15 protein-coding genes are annotated in these 16,888 nt (G+C 55.7%); 8 read left to right on the top strand and 7 right to left on the bottom strand.

From position 1 onward, the window contains the following. Positions 1-4: 4 nt before the first annotated feature. The gene (locus Q8902_13255; GenBank protein ID MDP4200525.1) at positions 5-1,756 is read left to right on the top strand and encodes an ABC transporter permease subunit; all 1,752 of its coding nucleotides are present in this window, start codon (positions 5-7) and stop codon (positions 1,754-1,756) included. 5 nt (positions 1,757-1,761) lie between these two features. Here Q8902_13255 and Q8902_13250 read toward each other — a convergent pair whose 3' ends face one another. Next, positions 1,762-3,564 (bottom strand): hypothetical protein, encoded by a 1,803-nt coding sequence (locus Q8902_13250; GenBank protein ID MDP4200524.1) that lies wholly within the window; start codon positions 3,562-3,564, stop codon positions 1,762-1,764. A gap of 116 nt (positions 3,565-3,680) precedes the next feature. Here Q8902_13250 and rsmI point away from each other — a divergent pair, with 116 nt between their 5' ends. From rsmI to Q8902_13220, 6 genes are read left to right on the top strand one after another with little or no spacing between them, the layout of a single operon-like run. Then, positions 3,681-4,406, top strand: coding sequence for a 16S rRNA (cytidine(1402)-2'-O)-methyltransferase (rsmI, locus tag Q8902_13245; GenBank protein ID MDP4200523.1), 726 nt, complete (start codon positions 3,681-3,683; stop codon positions 4,404-4,406). Next, positions 4,375-8,091 carry a hypothetical protein gene (locus Q8902_13240; GenBank protein ID MDP4200522.1) on the top strand — a complete coding sequence of 1,239 codons (3,717 nt, stop codon included), beginning with the start codon at positions 4,375-4,377 and terminating at the stop codon, positions 8,089-8,091. Before rsmI ends, Q8902_13240 begins: the two co-directional genes overlap by 32 nt. A 21-nt stretch (positions 8,092-8,112) precedes the next feature. Beyond that, a complete protein-coding gene (locus tag Q8902_13235; protein ID MDP4200521.1) occupies positions 8,113-8,844 on the top strand; it encodes an SDR family oxidoreductase in 732 nt (243 codons plus the stop codon). After that, positions 8,844-10,583, top strand: a complete 1,740-nt coding sequence (hutU, locus tag Q8902_13230) for a urocanate hydratase (GenBank protein ID MDP4200520.1) — start codon at positions 8,844-8,846, stop codon at positions 10,581-10,583. The genes Q8902_13235 and hutU overlap by 1 nt, the downstream gene beginning before the upstream one ends. Before the next feature lie 6 nt (positions 10,584-10,589). Further along, the gene (locus tag Q8902_13225) at positions 10,590-12,242 is read left to right on the top strand and encodes a hypothetical protein (protein ID MDP4200519.1); all 1,653 of its coding nucleotides are present in this window, start codon (positions 10,590-10,592) and stop codon (positions 12,240-12,242) included. Positions 12,243-12,264: 22 nt separating this feature from the next. Then, entirely contained in the window at positions 12,265-12,609 is a 345-nt protein-coding gene (locus tag Q8902_13220) for a histidine triad nucleotide-binding protein (GenBank protein ID MDP4200518.1), read from the top strand. 142 nt (positions 12,610-12,751) lie between these two features. Here the strand turns inward: Q8902_13220 and Q8902_13215 are convergent, their stop codons facing one another. The 6 genes from Q8902_13215 to Q8902_13190 form a co-directional block, all read right to left on the bottom strand. Beyond that, positions 12,752-13,639: a deoxyribonuclease IV gene (locus Q8902_13215; GenBank protein ID MDP4200517.1), complete on the bottom strand. Its 888-nt coding sequence runs from the start codon at positions 13,637-13,639 to the stop codon at positions 12,752-12,754. A gap of 68 nt (positions 13,640-13,707) precedes the next feature. Next, positions 13,708-14,379 (bottom strand): peptidylprolyl isomerase, encoded by a 672-nt coding sequence (locus Q8902_13210; GenBank protein ID MDP4200516.1) that lies wholly within the window; start codon positions 14,377-14,379, stop codon positions 13,708-13,710. A gap of 86 nt (positions 14,380-14,465) precedes the next feature. After that, the gene (locus tag Q8902_13205; GenBank protein ID MDP4200515.1) at positions 14,466-15,266 is read right to left on the bottom strand and encodes a hypothetical protein; all 801 of its coding nucleotides are present in this window, start codon (positions 15,264-15,266) and stop codon (positions 14,466-14,468) included. Positions 15,267-15,319: 53 nt separating this feature from the next. Continuing rightward, entirely contained in the window at positions 15,320-15,667 is a 348-nt protein-coding gene (locus Q8902_13200; protein ID MDP4200514.1) for a DUF971 domain-containing protein, read from the bottom strand. Positions 15,668-15,671: 4 nt separating this feature from the next. Next, a complete protein-coding gene (locus tag Q8902_13195; GenBank protein ID MDP4200513.1) occupies positions 15,672-16,340 on the bottom strand; it encodes a hypothetical protein in 669 nt (222 codons plus the stop codon). Beyond that, positions 16,318-16,584 carry a GlsB/YeaQ/YmgE family stress response membrane protein gene (locus tag Q8902_13190; GenBank protein MDP4200512.1) on the bottom strand — a complete coding sequence of 89 codons (267 nt, stop codon included), beginning with the start codon at positions 16,582-16,584 and terminating at the stop codon, positions 16,318-16,320. Before Q8902_13190 ends, Q8902_13195 begins: the two co-directional genes overlap by 23 nt. A 15-nt stretch (positions 16,585-16,599) precedes the next feature. On the opposite strand from Q8902_13190, the gene Q8902_13185 reads away from it, so the two are divergent. Further along, positions 16,600-16,888 (top strand): hypothetical protein (locus Q8902_13185; GenBank protein ID MDP4200511.1); only part of this gene is annotated, 289 nt, incomplete at its 3' end.

Raw genomic sequence — 16,888 nt, 5'->3', positions numbered from 1 at the left:
ATCTGTGAGCTTCGTCCGCGACATTCTGAGCATCCCGAGACGGATCGGCCTTGCCGATCTGGTCGTGTTTGCCGCGCTCGGCGGAGTGCTCTACTGGCTGATTCTCGTGAGCCGTGAGTGGTCCTCGGCATTGCAGCCACATTCGGTGATCCATACGGAGTTCGCCTATCTTCCGATCTATACGCTCTATTCACTTTCGCGAGGACTCTCGGCTTATGTGATTTCGCTGCTCTTCACCATTGGCTATGGTTACACCATGGCGCACTCGCCCAGATTAGAGAAGACGATGCTCGCAATCCTCGACATCCTGCAGAGCGTACCAGTGGTTAGCTTCCTGCCGGAACTCGTAGTTGTCGGGGTGTACCTGTTTCCGCATTCCTATGTCGGACTTGAGATTGCCAGCGTACTGACTGTCTTTACCGGTCAGGTCTGGAACATGACGTTTGCATTTTATCACTCACTGAAGGCAATTCCAAACGATCTGCGTGACGCGTCGCGAAGTTTTTATCTCAGCAAACGTGAGCAACTTTGGAAGTTGGAGCTTCCGGCGAGTGCAATTCCGCTGGTCTGGAATTCCATGATGTCCATGGCAGGGGGCTGGTTCTTCTTGTCGATCAGCGAGGCGATTGCATTCGGCGGGAAGGACTTCAAACTTCCGGGGATTGGAAGTTACATGTCCGCGGCACTATCGCAGGGGAATGTGCCGGCGATGATCGGCGCGATTGTGGCGATGGGAGTGATGATCTTGCTCCTTGATCGCCTGCTGTGGCGACCCCTCGTCATTTGGAGCCGCAAGTTCCGTGTCGAAGAATTGAGCTCCGAGCCGGAAGGGAAGTCGTTCGTACTCGATATTCTCGGCCGCTCTGCGTTCGTTGCGACGATGCGCACGTGGGTGGCCCGCCGGCGTGCGCATGCACAGGAGCATACCGAGCAGGAATTTCGCGCGACGCGCCAAGAACTCGATCGCGAAGCGTTCGAACAAAAGATCGAAGAAGAGTCGCATGTGCGAAAGGGGCTGAGCTTGGCGCTCGTTGGAGTCATGGGGTTGCTGCTCGCGTATGGCGTATTTGAACTCTTCCGGGTCTTTACCCGCGATGTTACCGCGCACCAATGGCTTGTCGTTGTTGGCGATTCTGGACTCACATTGTTACGCACCCTCGCGGCCGTTCTTCTCGGTGCCGCATGGACGATCCCAGTCGGTGTAATTATCGGGATGAATCCGCGATATGCACAGAGGATGCAGCCGATCGTACAGTTCATCTCGTCCTTTCCCGCCCCGATGTTCTTTCCAATCTTTATCTTCTTCTTCGAAGCCTGGGGTGTTTCGATCGAGTACGGCTCGATCTTTCTCATGCTGCTCGGGACACAATGGTACATGCTGTTTAACGTGATCGCCGGTGCCAGCGCGGTGCCGACCGATCTGCAGGAGATGTTTGCAAGCTACCGGATTCCGCGCAAAATGTGGTGGTGGAAGCTTGCGCTTCCGGCGATCTTTCCCGCCATCGTAACCGGGGCAATCACCGCCGCAGGTGGTGCTTGGAATGCTAGTATCGTCAGCGAGTTCGTCCAGTTCAAAGATAAGACGTATGCCGCGCACGGTGTTGGTGCACTTCTCTCGATTGCATACAATAAGGGCCAGTTCGCATTGCTCGGCGCTGGCATCTTCACGCTATGCCTGATGGTCGTGTTGCTGAACAAGTTCGTCTGGCGCAGGCTCTATACGCTGGCGCAGGACCGCTTCGCGCTGAATGTGTGACTTGCTCAGCCAAAGAGGTCGAGGAATAATCGGAATGTCAGGAGTTGCACGAGAGGACTTCCCACGTCGCTTCCAACATTGAATCGGTCAATCATTGTCTCTACCGCTCGCCGGTCCACGTATGTATCATATTCCGGGTGTGGTGCCAGCAGTCTCTCACGGAGCTTGGAAAGGCCCGGTCTTAGCATGTGTTCGGTATCCATCGTCGGCCGTCGAAGACTGAGATTCCCAAAGACCGAAGGAAGCAGCCTCGCCGCAGTCTGGAGCGCACGTTCTGAGATTATTGGCGCATACCGGAGTGTCGTAAATCCCCGGTAGGGCAGGACGAAACCGGAACTATCCACCGGGAAATCTTCGAGGCATGGGTACTGCGAGTGTACTATGTGCTTATGAATAGCATCACGACGGCGAAGCGCGAGTGGTATTTTGCCTACAGCTTCGATAGCAGTCAGATTCAGAAAAGGATGTGCGAGACCAATGAAGTTCATCTGTGCATTCCCGCCGAGCGAGTCCTTCATCGCATCTACTTGCTCGAAGTGGAAACGATCGAGTTTGTCGCCAAGCAGCATCGTGTCCGCAATCGAGTCGTAATATTCGCGCAAAGCATCCATCGCTGACTCGTGCACGGCGTGGCGGGCATCCGGTTTCAACAAAGATGATGAGAGCAGGGGAGACTGCTCGAAGCGAAGGAGTTCCAAAATGAGATCTTTTTTGGCATCAATGAGCCGTTCCGCGACTTTCATACGCTGCCGCCGATAGAATGCGCCGCCATAGCTATCGATCTCAACGGAATACCGGCTGCCCAACTCGTGCCATACTTGGATTGTCGGCGCGTGTGCGATGGAAATACCTCCCTCGGTCAGCCGCACAATCTCATTCCAGCGGTCTGGTACCGCTCGAAGAAACTCGCGATCGAACGGGATCCGGTCGAGCGGTATTCCGAGTTCAGTCGTTATCCGATTCGCGAGCTGAAGGTCGGTGCAATCGGGCAAACCATGCGTATGAGCGGCAACCTGCCGCTTCTGGTTCAATATGATGCTCCAGGTTGCACGGCTATCGAACCCTCCGGTAAAGCCAGCCACGACCTTGGAATATGCCGTTCGCTTCTTGACAGCAGTTTGGAGAGCTTCCTCGATGGTAGCGAGATTAGTGTTAGTGGCATCGCTCGGTTCTTCGCGATATGTTGGCTTGAAATACCGGCATCGCTCGATACCATTTCGGGATATGACGAGGTACGAACCTCCGGCTAGTCGGGTGATACCTTCAAAGGTAGTCCTCCCGCCAAGCGTCACCCCAAGACCGAGATACTGTTGAATCCCAGTCTTATCGAGGACTCTGTTTGCCAGAAGGGAACGGAGCCCTTCCATTTGCGATGCAAATACGAAGCCGTCGGGCAGCAGCGCGTAATGGAGTGCGAAGTTACCGAATGGATCATTCGCGATCGTGCATTCATCCTCGTTCATCAGCGCAAAGACAAACGCGCCATCGAGCTTCCGAAGGAATTCTTGCTTCGACTTCAGAAATGGTCTAAGGAAGCCCACTTCGAAATTCTCGCTCCGAAGCGGCGATCCATCCGGCAAATAGATTTCGCCAAAGACCGCCAGCGCATAGCGGCGATCGGACGAGAGGATCGGCCACTTCGTTTGTGAGTAATGATGAGGCGTGGCACACCCAATCGCCGAATCCTCGAAGAAGTGTATGGTGTGAGGATGATTGAATCCCTGCTGCGCCGCGTGCAAGAGCTTCGAGCTATCCTCATGCAGGTCTCGAACGTGATTTGAGGAGCGAATTCCGAATATACCTGCCACGAGCGAGCGGTTTCTTGTTTAGTAATACTTCAAAACGCGTGATGCTTCGGAATGGCTCGAACAATATGCCACTCAGCTGCCGAACGAAATTCCATCCAATCTAATTAGTCCGCCCTGTGGCAACACTTTCCATCATCTCCGTCCCCATCGGGAACAGTGGCGACATTACGCTTCGCGCGATCGAAACGCTCCGCAACGCAACCATCATCCTTTGCGAGGACCTGAAGCCCGCGCGCCGGTTGCTGCATGACTTAAAGATCGAGAAAGAACTTCTGCCGCTCAACGAGCATACGGAGAAGACGGCCAGCGCCGAGGCGCTCGAACTGCTTCGCGCTGGCAAGGACCTTGCGCTGATCTCGGACGCCGGCACCCCGCTCGTCGCCGATCCGGGACAGCATCTGGTGCGGCTCGCGATTGCGAATGGTATGCGCGTGACCGCTGTGCCCGGAGCGTCGAGCATACTTGCGGCGCTTGCGGTGAGTGGCTTCGAGTCGAGCCGATTTAATTTTGCCGGCTTCCTGCCACGCGAGCGGGAAGAGAGAAAGCAGGCGGCCCGTAAGCTCGCCGCGCGCGAGGAGACGATTGTCCTGCTGGAAGCGCCGTATCGGCTCGCGCAGCTTCTGGATGATCTCGTTGCGGGCTTTGGAGAGGCGCGCGAAGCGTGTGTGGCCTCAGAATTGACCACGGATCAGGAACGCGTTGACCGCGGGACGCTCTTAGCACTGCGTGACCAGTTTCGCGCCCGGCCATTCAAAGGGGAGTTCGCCGTCGTTATCCAGGGCGCGCAGCGCCCGGGTGCGGCACGCCGAGTTGCTGCGCGGACTCCTCATCGCGAGCGTTAGCATATTTGTTGTTTCGCTTTATCTTGCCATTGGCTCCTCGGTTTACGCACAAGAGCGAACGCTGACGGTCACGCTCCATTCGGCTGCCGATTCTGCCCTCGTTCTGCCGGATAACTTTCCCGATTTCTCGTCGCTCCATGTCCGCCTCGACGCGTCGCAGCTCAGAAGCGGGGAGGACTATCGAATCGACACCCTGCACCGGTCGCTGTTTCTTGCCCAGTCATTTCGAAGTGTCCTGTTTCCGGCTAATTCACAGTCGAGTGCGACAGTCAATCTCACGGTCAGCTATTACGCGTTACCGATTGAGCTACCGCTCGATTTTTCGCGTCACGGGCTTGATCAGACTCGTGCCAGCGACAGCCTGCGAGCACTCTTCGATACAACGGGCCGGGCACCACGGCGCATCACAACAGTCGAACCTGCCGAGAGTCACGCCGACATACTCAACAATTTCCAGAAGTCCGGCTCGATCAGCCGGGGCTTCCAGGCCGGATCGAATCGCGATCTCGGGCTGACCAGTGGATTCAATCTGCAGTTCTCCGGTGACGTAGCAAAAGATGTTAACATCACTGGCGCGCTGACGGAGGAGCAAACGCCCATCCAGCCGGAAGGCACGACGCAGACGCTGAATGAGATCGACAAAGTCTTTATCAAGATCAAGGCGACCGATCATTTTACATCGACGCTTGGTGATTTTGTGCTCGACATGAATTCGCCAACGGATCCGGCACGTCTGTTCCAATCGAATTCGCCCCTCGGAGTCACAAGTGGTCCGGATGACGCATTCAAAGTGTTCAGTCAGAGTACCTTTGATGTCGTTTCGCGGAAGCTAATTGGTGCCGAGGCGTCCGCGATGTTCGATCCGGGGTCTGTCACCGTCGCCGGTGCATCGCCGCGCGGGCAATTCACAAGCAACACGTTTCAGGGTCAGGAAGCGTATCAGGGACCCTATCGCCTTGCCGGCAAGGCTGGCGAACGCGCGATCATCATCGTTGCCGGCACCGAACATGTCTATGTGGATGGCACGCTTCAGACGCGCGGCGAGAAGAATGATTACATCATTGATTATGCGCTGGGTGAGATCCGCTTTCAGCCGCGACGGCTAATCACATCGGACTCGCGTATTACGATCGACTTCGAATACTCGACGCAGCAATACAGCCGGTCTCTGTTGGCTGCAAATGGGAAGGGAGAGTTGTTCGATGGTGCATTTCAGCTTTCCGCGACCTATCTTCGCGAAGGTGACAATCCGGATGCTCCACTCGATCTAACGCTTTCGGATAGCGACCGAGCGCTGCTGGCGAGGGCCGGGACAAATCTGGACCTTGCCGCGAAATCTGCAGTGACACTTGCCGGCGTGAGTCCAACCGGTCACGCGCTCGGCAGCTATGTGCGAGTCGATACCGTGACCGATAGCGGTCGTGCCATCATGTATCGGTACGATCCGTTCGACACCGTGAAAGCGGTGTACAATGTCAGCTTTGGATATGCAGGCACGAATCAGGGTGCGTACTCGCGGCTTTCGATCGGACAGTATCAGTATGTTGGTCACGGTCATGGCGATTATGATACGCTTTCGTTCTTGCCGCTGCCGGAGTTGCATCAGGTCATGGCGATGAGCGGGAATCTCCGTGTGTCCAAAAACTTCGGACTCACGGGCGAGTTCGCCACGAGCGCGCTCGACCCCAATCGGTTTGCGGCACTACCCTCGATTACCGACAATGCCTATCGCGCGGGTGCGCTCTTCGCCGACACATTGCCACTTCTCGGCTACACGGAGCTAAAGGGAACACAACGATTCATCGGCAGGCAATTCACCCCAATCGACCGCATTCAGGATGTCGAGTTTGAGCGGCGATACGGCGATGATGCTGCGAGTGCGACAACGTTCACGCAACTGGCACCGACCAGCGAACTCAACCGCGAAGCAAGCTTGCGAATGCATCCGCTGCGGCCATTGCTACTGGAAGGAGGATATGGGGCGCTCAAGCACCGCGAACTCGAATTTGCTTCAACGCGGCTCTACGGTCATGCGGAGGTATACGAAGATACCGGCTTTCTGCCGCACATCTCGGCGAGCATCGAGCATCTGCCAACATACGATTCGTCGCAGCACGAGCAGGCACTCTGGAATCGGCTGAGCGGTGAGCTTTCGAAGACTCTGCGAATCGGATCGAATGCCCTCACCCTGGGCGGGCGCTATGGCCGCGAATCGAAAGTAGCCACGCCGTTTGAATCGCCAGCACTTCCAACCGATTCTCTGACCGGTCGCAGCTTTCGATACGAGACGTTGGGTCCACTCGCGCAATTGCATCTCGGCAATCTCTTGACTATTGGAGGCGAATACACGACGCGAACGGAAGACAGCGCACGGTTCGGTCAGTTTGTGCCGATCAGCGACGCAAAGACGACGCGTGCTACGGCCTCACTCGCAAATCTTGCCGGGTTCAGCTCCACCCTTGACGTTACGTGGCGCGATAAGCGGTATACGGATTCTATTGCCAAAGTCGTGAACGGCGGCGATCAATCGACCTTGCTGCTCCGGTTCGAGCCTCGCTATGCGATGGCTTCGCAGGGACTCAGCGCGGACGTATTGTACGAGATTTCGAATGAGCGAACGGCACGAATGGAGCGCATATTCCTGCCTGTCCAGAAGGGGCTTGGAGGATATTATTACGTTGGCGATCTCAATAATAACGGCCGGCCCGATCCCGAAGAGTTTGCTCCGGCGCGGTATACCGATCAGGGCGATTTCATTCTCATCACGATTCCTACCGAGCAGCTCTTTCCGACGACCGATCTTCGTTCGAGCTTCCGGTTGCGGGTTGCTCCACGCGAGATGTTTCATCTTCGAACCGATTCGAGCCTTTGGGCAAGCTTTGTCGGCGCTGTTTCGAGCGAGTCTTATCTTCGCATCGAAGAGACGAGTCGCGATCCAGATCCCAACGATATCTATTTCTTTCGCCTATCGCACTTTCAGAACGACTCCACCACCATCAGCGGACTTTTGGAAGCAGAGCAGGACTTTAACATTCTCGAAAACGATCCGGGCCAGTCGTATCGTCTCCATTACCGCGAGCGGCGTTCGGCCTCACAATACAACACGGGTCTCGAACGGACATTCCTTGCCGAGCGCTCCATTCGGGCGCGGTTCCGGCCATTCTTTGAACTGTCCAGCGAAACCACGCTGACATCGACGACGGACGAGGCGACGAGCGACACGCTCTCAGTTGTCCGGCCCCATAGTACTTCACAGCTCGCCGTTACGTCCGACATCAGTTACCATCCTGTTGGTTCGGCGTTGGATTATGGCGCCCGCATCGAGCTCTCGCGCGCTATTGAACACAGCTTCTCGCCCGAGCTGACGGCATTTGCGGATGCGGTCACGCTTCGCTCCAGCTATGCGCTCGAAACGCGCGCGCGCCTGAGAGGGGAGATTGAGCGCGATGAATTGACCTTATCAGAACTCCCCAGTGATGTTCTCACGCTCCCATACTCGCTGACGAATGGCCGCTCACTGGGTACGACCTGGCTCTGGAAGCTCGCGCTCGATTACCAGTTCGGCAGCGGCATCATCGCGACGCTTTCATATGATGGCCGCAACGAAGCCGGAGGTCTCCTTAGCACGGCAGGGGAGCGGGTCACCGTTCACAACGCAAGAGCGGAAGTCAGGGCGAATTTCTAATGCTGACGTATTTTTGCCCTCATGAATGATCAACCCATCGTGGCCGATGGCATTGCCTGGATCACCGGCGCCTCGCACGGAATTGGATTTGCCTGCGCTGAGGCGCTTGGCAGCGAGGGCTACCAGATCGCGCTCAGCGGACGCAATCGCGATGCGCTCGAAGCGGCTCAACTCGCTCTGACAAAGCGCGGTGTGTCGTCCAAAGCGTTTCCATGCGATGTCCAAAGTGAGGCAAGAGTCCAGGAGACGTATCACATGATTGCAGCGGAATTTGGCTCGACGCCACACCTTCTCCTCAATTGCGCCGGGGTCTCGCCCTGGACCACATTCACGGAAACCCCTCTGGCGGAGTTCGATTCGGTGATCGCGACGAACACACGCGGGATGTTCCTGACCTCGCGGGAAGTCCTCCCGGCGATGTACGAGCGCGGTTCTGGCGCCATCGTCCAACTCATTTCTATCGCCGGGATCAAGGCATTCAAGAACGGTGCGGCATACGTCGCGAGCAAATTCGCGGCGCTCGGGTTCACGAATGCGCTTCGCGAGGAAGCGCGGGCGCACGGAGTTCGCGTGATCGCTGTTTTTCCGGGCGCGACCGAGACCGAGATCTGGGACGCGGAAGCGCGCGAACAATATCACGACCGTATGATGCAACCAGAGGACATCGCTCAGGCGATCGTCAGTGCGCTGAAGTTGCCAGCTCGCGCAATGATGGAAGAACTTGTGCTGCGCCCGCAGCTTGGAGACCTTTGATGGAAATTACGAATGACAAATTACGAATTAGGAATAAGAAGATTGCGAATGGTGAAGTGAAGGACATTCGTCATTCGTCATTCGTCATTCGTAATTCAATCCACGCGCCTGTCGGTACTGAGATTGTCTGCAAGGGTTGGCAACAGGAAGCCGCGATGCGGATGCTGATGAACAACCTCGATCCGGATGTGGCTGAGCGGCCGGAAGACTTGGTCGTCTATGGCGGATCCGGCAAAGCGGCACGCAACTGGGAATGTTATGATGCTATCATCCGAGAACTCAAATCGCTTGGAAACGACGAGACATTGCTGGTTCAATCCGGCAAGCCTGTCGGCGTTCTTCGCACATATCCCGAGGCGCCACGCGTCGTCATTAGCAATTCACAGCTTGTACCACACTGGGCGACATGGGACGAATTCCGTCGTCTGGAAGCCCTCGGTCTCACGATGTACGGTCAGATGACCGCTGGAAGCTGGATCTACATCGGTAGCCAGGGGATCGTACAAGGCACGTTCGAAACGTTTGCTGCGTGTGGCAAGAGGCATTTTGGAGGCTCGCTCGAAGGCCGCGTTGTGCTGACGGCTGGGCTTGGAGGCATGGGTGGAGCGCAGCCACTCGCGGCAAAGATGGCCGGGGCCGCAATGCTTGCGGTCGAAGTGGATGAAGCCCGAGTCCGCAAGCGAATCGAGACCGGATATTGCGACAAAATTGCGTTCGATCTTGATGAGGCTCTCGACATCGTCACGCAGGCAAAAGCGAGTGGCGAAGCGGTCACTGTCGGGTTGGTCGGCAATGCGGCGGAGATCCATCCGGAGTTGGTTCGGCGAGGCTTTACGCCGGACATCGTGACCGATCAAACCAGCGCGCATGATGTTCTGAATGGATATTATCCCGCGGGTTACACGAAGCAGGACGCCGACGAACTTCGCGTGAACGATCCCGACCGCTATATGAGTGAAGCGCGCCGCTCGATCGTGACGCATGTCGAGGCAATGCTCACCATGCAACGCCGCGGCGCGATTGCTTTCGATTATGGCAACAACATTCGTGGCGAGGCCGAAGCTAACGGGGTGCAGGATGCCTTCGAGATTCCGGGCTTTGTACCGGAGTATATTCGTCCACTTTTTTGCGAAGGCAAAGGGCCGTTCCGATGGGTGGCGCTCTCCGGCGATCCCGAAGACATACTTACGACCGACCGCGAGTTATTGAAGTTGTTTCCGGATGATGCCACGCTGCATCGCTGGATTCCGCTGGCGCAAAAGCACATTCACTTTCAGGGCTTGCCGGCGCGCATCTGCTGGCTGGGCATGGGGGACCGCGCAAAGGCTGGCCTTCTATTCAATCGGTTAGTGCGCGAAGGCAGGGTGAAGGCACCCATTGTTATTGGGCGTGATCATCTTGACACGGGCTCCGTTGCAAGTCCCAACCGTGAGACCGAAGCAATGAAAGATGGCAGCGATGCGATCGCCGACTGGCCGATCCTAAATTTCGCGATGAATGCAGTTGGTGGCGCGACCTGGGTTTCGCTTCATCATGGCGGGGGAGTTGGCATCGGCAATTCAATTCACGCTGGTATGGTGATCGTCTGCGATGGCACTGCCGATACAGATCGTCGGTTGGAGCGCGTACTGAACTACGATCCAGCGATGGGGCTGTTCCGGCATGCAGATGCAGGTTATGAAACGGCAACCGCCGAAGCAAAGGCGCATCGCCTGCATATTCCAATGTCGTCAGATTAAAAACGCATGCTGGACGAATCAACTGGCCTTGGCGAGCGCCGCGCGCGGACGGTCGTGATCGTGATCCTCTTCGCGCAAGCCGTGTGGGCGTTTCTGTTCAAATATCTTCCACTCGATGCCGGCCTTTGGGCATTGCAGTCCGAGTTGGTACGAACTCATCTTTCTGGAAGTTCGCACGATGCGCTGAGGGTCATTCCATTTCCTGTTGCGAATATGGGTGCACCGTTTCTTGGCGCATTGATGACCTCGATCATGTCCGGTGAGATTGCCACCCGGATATTGCTAACATTTGGCGGCATTTTCCTGCGAGGTCTGGGTATTGTGATGCTGTTCCGGGTGCTGCATGTCCGCGATATCGCAGTGTATCTGTTGGTACCGATTTTGGTCATGAGCGGCGTATGGTTTAGCGGCGCATTGCCATTATTGCTCGCGGAGACCGCTGCGTTCTGGGTCCTGGCATTCTTTCTTTCGCAAGAGCATCCGCATAGCGTGGCCTTCTGGATCATTAGTCTGGGATTACTCCTCGTCGCATGGTTTCATGCGTTGGTGTTTCTTTTACTTGTAGTCGTGATCCTGATGGTCATGCGCGAGCAATCGCGGAGTGTCCATCTTTCGCAGGGTTGGCTCTCGGAGCCTCGCGCAGTCATGAGCCTATTGCTGCCGGGTGTGGTATTGGTCGTGCTTGGCTTCATTGGCGGTGAGCCGATTCTGCAGTTATCGAGCAGTCATTTGCTTCCGGATGGGTTGCGTCGATCGCTGTTTCTTCTAACACCCGCGCCAGATGTCATCGAAGCGACTTTTCGGTATGAGAATATAGTTCACCTGCTCCTTACAGTTCTATTCGGGATCGTTGTCCTGGGCTGCTTCGCTCGCGCGTATTTGCTGGCCATCGAAGAGGTGACATGGCAATCGCGTGCTCTGCGTACCGCGGGGTATGTTTTGCTTGTCCTTGCGCTCCTTGGTCCACTGTTCGCTTCATCCGGGATTGAAACCTCGTCGGGTCTTATTCTGGCAACGGTGCTTGTGCTGGCGGGCTCCTACTCAGGTGGCCCGGCGGTTCGAAGGACACCGGCAGATCGCTTACTCTATACCGGCGCACTCATTGCCATTATCGCCAGCCTCGGATTGAACGCCTTTTCCATTGCGGTCGGAAGTTCGGCGGCGAGTGATGTCTTGAAATCATCGCGAATGCTCATCGCGCAGGAGCGGCAGCAAGCGCTTGAAGACGAGCATCTCGATAATATCCGAATCCGGTTCGTACTCGATTCGGCGTTGGTGGCAACGCAGGAATCCGGCCTCGTGGGGCGTCTTTCATATTCGAGCACCGCACCCATGTATTTGTTTGGTGAGCACGACTTGCTCGCGCAGCCCTCGGCTTTCCAGCCGCGCGGCGGGATGGTCCGCACCAACACTGCGGCAGCGAATGCCAGCCCAGTGTTTCCGATGCAGCTCGGATCGGAAGACCGATATGTGGATTCGACCATGCGGATATTGGCTGCGATGAATGACAGCTCGCACATCAGCCCAAGTTTCGGACCATTTAGTCTTTATCTGACGGAAGATGCCGGTATGATGATCGATAAAGGCGAAGCAAATTATCGACTGATGATTGGCAAACTGAAGGCCGGTCATCCGATCGAGATGGCTGTTGCGCGATAAATTCAGCTTAACTCATTGTCAGTTGGCTATGACACTCTTCGAGCAGATCGCAAATCATGAAATCCCGGCGAAGATCGTCCATGAGGATGAAGAGATCGTCGCGTTTTACGACATTAGCCCGCAAGCGCCGGCGCACGTGGTCATCATTCCTCGGCGCGCGATTCCATCGGTCAACGATATTACGACGATGGATGCCGAGTTGATTGGCAAGCTCGTGTTGGTTGCGAAGGAAGTAGCGAAGGAGCTTGGAGTTGCGGAGTCCGGCTACCGGCTGGTCTTTAACTGCGGGCCAGATGGGGGACAGACTGTGGATCACCTTCACCTGCATCTGCTCGGTGGGCGCGCGATGAGATGGCCACCGGGGTGATTAAGCACTGCGAGTTAACCCTGATTAAGTCTACCAGATGGTCGTCATTGGGAGGAGCGACGAAGCAATCCCTTGCAGGATAGGCTGGGACTTCGTGTTCGGGATTGCTTCGTCGTGCTTCGCACGCCTCGCAATGACTTATTCAGGATTTCCCTATGAGTCCTCTCAGTAGCGCCAGATTCGTATAGTCCTCCGTCATCTTCTCATCCTTCGGGGTTTCGAGGATTTTCGGGACGAGCTTGAAACGCTTATCGTTCATTAGCAAGCGAAAGGCTTCGATGCCGATCGTGCCTTTGCCAATGTGCTCGTGCCGGTCCACACGGCTCGCGAGACCTTTCTTCGAATCGTTGGTGTGGATGCAGACGAGTTTGTCAAACCCAATGCGCGACTCGAATTCCGCGAAGGTCTTGTCCCACACCTCCTGATCGCGAAGGTCGTAGCCTGCGGCGAAGAGATGGCACGTGTCGAGACAGACAGCGACACGCTCGGGCTGCTCAACACGCGCGATAATCTGCTCCAGATGCTCGAAGCGATTGCCGACCGAAGAGCCTTGGCCCGCCGTAATCTCCAGCACGGACTTCGTCGTAAATCCCACTGTCCGCTCGTGTATCCAGTCGAGCGCCGTCGCAATATTTCCGATTGCCGACTCTTCTCCATGCGAGTTGTGCGAGCCTGGATGAAAGACAAAATGATCGACGCCGAGGGCATTGGCGCGAGTTAGTTCTTGCAAGTAACTCTTGCGAGAAGTCTCCTGAATTTCAGGATTGGATGAGCCAAGATTCAGCAGGTAACACGCATGTGCCACGAGGGGCCCCTTCTGTTTCCAAGCCTTGCGCCGGGCATGGAATGCGTTGATCTCTTCTGTGCTCAACTCCGCCGGAGCAAACCACTGCTTATTATTTTTGACAAAGAGCTGGAAGGTATTGATGCCCAACTTTTCGGCTCGCTCGAATGCGGTCACGAGCCCGCCAGCGGTGGAGACGTGCACGCCGAGCAGCGGCTCTGAGGAATCCAGATGTTTCTTTGCCATATCCGTAAAACGAGAAGTGGAGAGTGGATACACGATCCACTCTCCACTATCATCGATCATCTCTAAGCTTACTCGCCTTCGACGTACATCTTGAGGATCTCCGCAGCCTTACCGGGATTCGGTCCCTGCTGATCGATCTGAGCCTTCGGGCGATTCGTGACATCTGGCAGGGCCATGATCTTATCGACGACATCCATTCCTTCGATCACCTGACCCCAGACGGTATACTGGCGGTCGAGGAAACCGGCATCGCCGTGCATGATGAAGAACTGGCATGAGGCCGAGTTCGGATCCTGTGTGCGAGCAGTCGAAAGAATACCACGGGCGTGGTGAATTTCGTTGAACTCGGCATTGATGCGTCGTGGGCCATTGCCGGAGCCATCGTTGGTGTAATCGTTGTCTTTGGTATTCGGATCGCCGCCCTGAATCATAAAGCCGGGAATGCAGCGATGGAAGTAGGTGGAATCGTAAAAATGCGTCTTCGCGAGATCCATGAAGTTGGCCACGTGGTTCGGAGCGACTTTCTCGAACATCTGGCACTTGATCGTGCCCTGCTTGGTCACGATGACCAGATGCCGCTTCGGGTGCGACGTGTACTTATCGAGATTGGTACCGGTGATGGGCGGCTTATAGCCATTCGTTGGAGTCATAGCGGATGTGGTATGGGTAACAAAGGCAATGGAGATGGCTGCGATAGCAAGCGTGGCTAACGCGACCGAAAAGAATGTCTTATGCTTCATGGATGAAATAATTGGCAAGAACGATTGAATATGGAAGGAGTAGATAGTCCTTGAAGGCCCCTTCAGTTCCCATCTGTCCGCCACCATTAACCAACAGTAATCTCCTGACTTGGATTGTTGTAGCTGCCGGGAACGGCGTTGCCTTTCGGATCGACGAGCTGCAATTTAATGGTGTGCTTCCCATGCGAAAGTCCTGTGATGAAATAGGGCTGCCACTTCACAATGTCCGGCATGGCCGCGTCATCGATCCAGAGCTTTACTTTGTAGGCATCCGGCCCGAGCACAGCGTTGGCAACGAAGAAATCGAGCAGCACCCGTCCGGTGTCGCTGCCGGTGTATTCGCCCTTGGGCCGGGAGTATGTCAGAAGCGGGCCCTTCAGGTCGTTCGCCGCAGCGGTTTTTTCCTTCGCTTCAGTGCCAACATAGAATGTTCGCGCAGCGAAGGATTCCGGTGCTTTGATGCTCTCGTGCCACGAGTAGGATGGGAACGCTCGGATCGTATGAAGTCCCGCTGGAAGCAATCCCACGTTGAATGGCTGGCCGTTCTTATAATCAGCCATGTATGGTTTGTCGTCGACGATAACATGGACGTGCTGGCCTTGCTTGGAATATGCGATTCCCTTGGTACTGTCACCGCCGGTCGGAACGGCGAGCTGGGTGCCGGTGACCTGCATCACGACAAGGACAGAATCTTTTTCATTTTTCAGGACTTGGCCTTCGCGCGGCGAAACGATCACCAACTTTGCGTTGGGATAAGCCGGGCTGCCAGTCGCCGGCTCGATCGCAACCTTCTGCACCGTGGCGGTATCTACCGTGCCGGTCTGCTCGGTCTTTTTGCCGCAGGAGGCAACAACGAAAACAAGAAATAGGAGAAGTGTGTGTTTCATATTAGATGAGAGCTTTGTGAGCCAGTTAAACGCTGATGCACAGAGTGTTTGTTTCACGAGGATGATTCCTGAATCGCTTCGCGGAGTTTCGTGCATTCCGCGCACGGGCAGATCATCCGAAGGTAGTCCCAGGAATAAATACCGGTATCGTGTCCGTCTTTCCATTTTGCCATGACGCCGTAATGGCCCATGGGCGTGAGCGATACCAGCTCATTCATTCCGGGAGTAAACATTTGTAGTTTCGGAGCGCGATAGACTTGCCCAAAGAGCGTTTCGCCTTTGCAGACTGCACATGGACACTCCTGTCGCAGATAGGCCAGTGGAAAGCTCGAGCTATGGCCATCGCTCCAGATAACCGTGATGGCTCCGCTGCTCTCACGCCGAACTGATTTTGCGTTCATGGTGCTATCGCGTCGGTGTTCGGTTTGAGCCGCCCCGAATGTTCTGTATGGGATAATTGCTGGTGGCCACAAACCTGGATGGATCGATCGCGGATACTGTATCCGCGGAGATCAGGCGGAATTCGACTCCAACGCCGATGGGTCCCTGCTGGCTGCCAACGATGAGTCCGTCGGACTCCAACAGATAGACCATTTGGTCACCCTGTTGCCATTTTTTTGCGTGAAGGCCACACACGATCGTGTCGCCGATTAGATGATAGCCGACTTTCGAAAAGTATTCGCGGAATACTTGCTCCGGATCCGGAACGTCGCCGCCTTGCAGGTGATACATACTATCGAGTCGCGCATCGAGGATATGCAGTTCAATAGTGCGCATCGAATCGACGATCGTGACCTGTGCGCGGTGTTTCACCGTGTACGTGTTCGACGTCTGAAAGCCTTTATCCGTTCCAAAATCGGAATGCGTCCACCGGGCTTCGATCACCCCGAGGCTATCGAACCAGAGATCTTCATTGCCACGGGCATTACCGAAATACTCGAAATGCAAATGCGCATGACGAATGCCATACGGATGAAACCCATCGCTACCCGGAGCGCCGGAACGGTGGCATCCCAGGCCAACGAGTCCAAGCAGAACGAGTGCGGCGTACTTACGGAGTTTTACGGGGTCCAATGATCAAACGGTAAATGAGTAACAAGATTATGGCGCCGATAACGGACATGACAAACCACATCGTCTCGCCGGAAGTGCTGAGGTGAAGTGCGTCGGCGAGCGCGCCGCCGAGCACGGAGCCGACGAGTCCGATCAGCATGGTCACAATGCAACCGCCCGGATCGCGGCCCGGAGTCAGAAATTTCGCGATGACACCGATCACAAGACCGATGAATGCAAGCCAAAGGTAACCGAAAAGTCCCATTACAATTTAGGTTAGATGATCCTAACAATCGAATCCAGCGTATTCATCCCGGCAATCGTCACCCGGCCGCTCTGGGGTGCAACCGTAGGGACGTGCCGCGCACGTCCTGTCTTCGGAATACCTCAGACATTCCGGTCCAGCCGTAGGGACGTGCTGCGCACGTCCTGTTTCGGAATAGGTCAGACATTCTGGTCCAGCCGTAGGGACGTGCTACGCACGTCCTTTCTCGGAATACCTCAGACATTCCGGTCCAGCCGTAGGGACGTGCCGCGCACGTCCTGTCTCGGAATACCGGAAAGATTCA

Source organism: Bacteroidota bacterium, from assembly GCA_030706745.1.
Classification (GTDB): domain Bacteria; phylum Bacteroidota; class Ignavibacteria; order Palsa-1295; family Palsa-1295; genus PALSA-1295.
This window is presented reverse-complemented; position numbering and strand designations above follow the sequence as displayed.

What these genes read in the sequence shown, in the direction of transcription:
- Q8902_13235 (MDP4200521.1), top strand. Translation starts at nt 8,113, where the DNA reads ATGAATGATCAACCCATCGTGGCCGATGGCATTGCCTGGATCACCGGC.
- hutU (MDP4200520.1), top strand. Translation starts at nt 8,844, where the DNA reads ATGGAAATTACGAATGACAAATTACGAATTAGGAATAAGAAGATTGCG.
- Q8902_13225 (MDP4200519.1), top strand. Translation starts at nt 10,590, where the DNA reads ATGCTGGACGAATCAACTGGCCTTGGCGAGCGCCGCGCGCGGACGGTC.
- Q8902_13215 (MDP4200517.1), bottom strand. Translation starts at nt 13,639, where the DNA reads ATGGCAAAGAAACATCTGGATTCCTCAGAGCCGCTGCTCGGCGTGCAC.
- Q8902_13210 (MDP4200516.1), bottom strand. Translation starts at nt 14,379, where the DNA reads ATGAAGCATAAGACATTCTTTTCGGTCGCGTTAGCCACGCTTGCTATC.
- Q8902_13205 (MDP4200515.1), bottom strand. Translation starts at nt 15,266, where the DNA reads ATGAAACACACACTTCTCCTATTTCTTGTTTTCGTTGTTGCCTCCTGC.
- Q8902_13200 (MDP4200514.1), bottom strand. Translation starts at nt 15,667, where the DNA reads ATGAACGCAAAATCAGTTCGGCGTGAGAGCAGCGGAGCCATCACGGTT.
- Q8902_13190 (MDP4200512.1), bottom strand. Translation starts at nt 16,584, where the DNA reads ATGGGACTTTTCGGTTACCTTTGGCTTGCATTCATCGGTCTTGTGATC.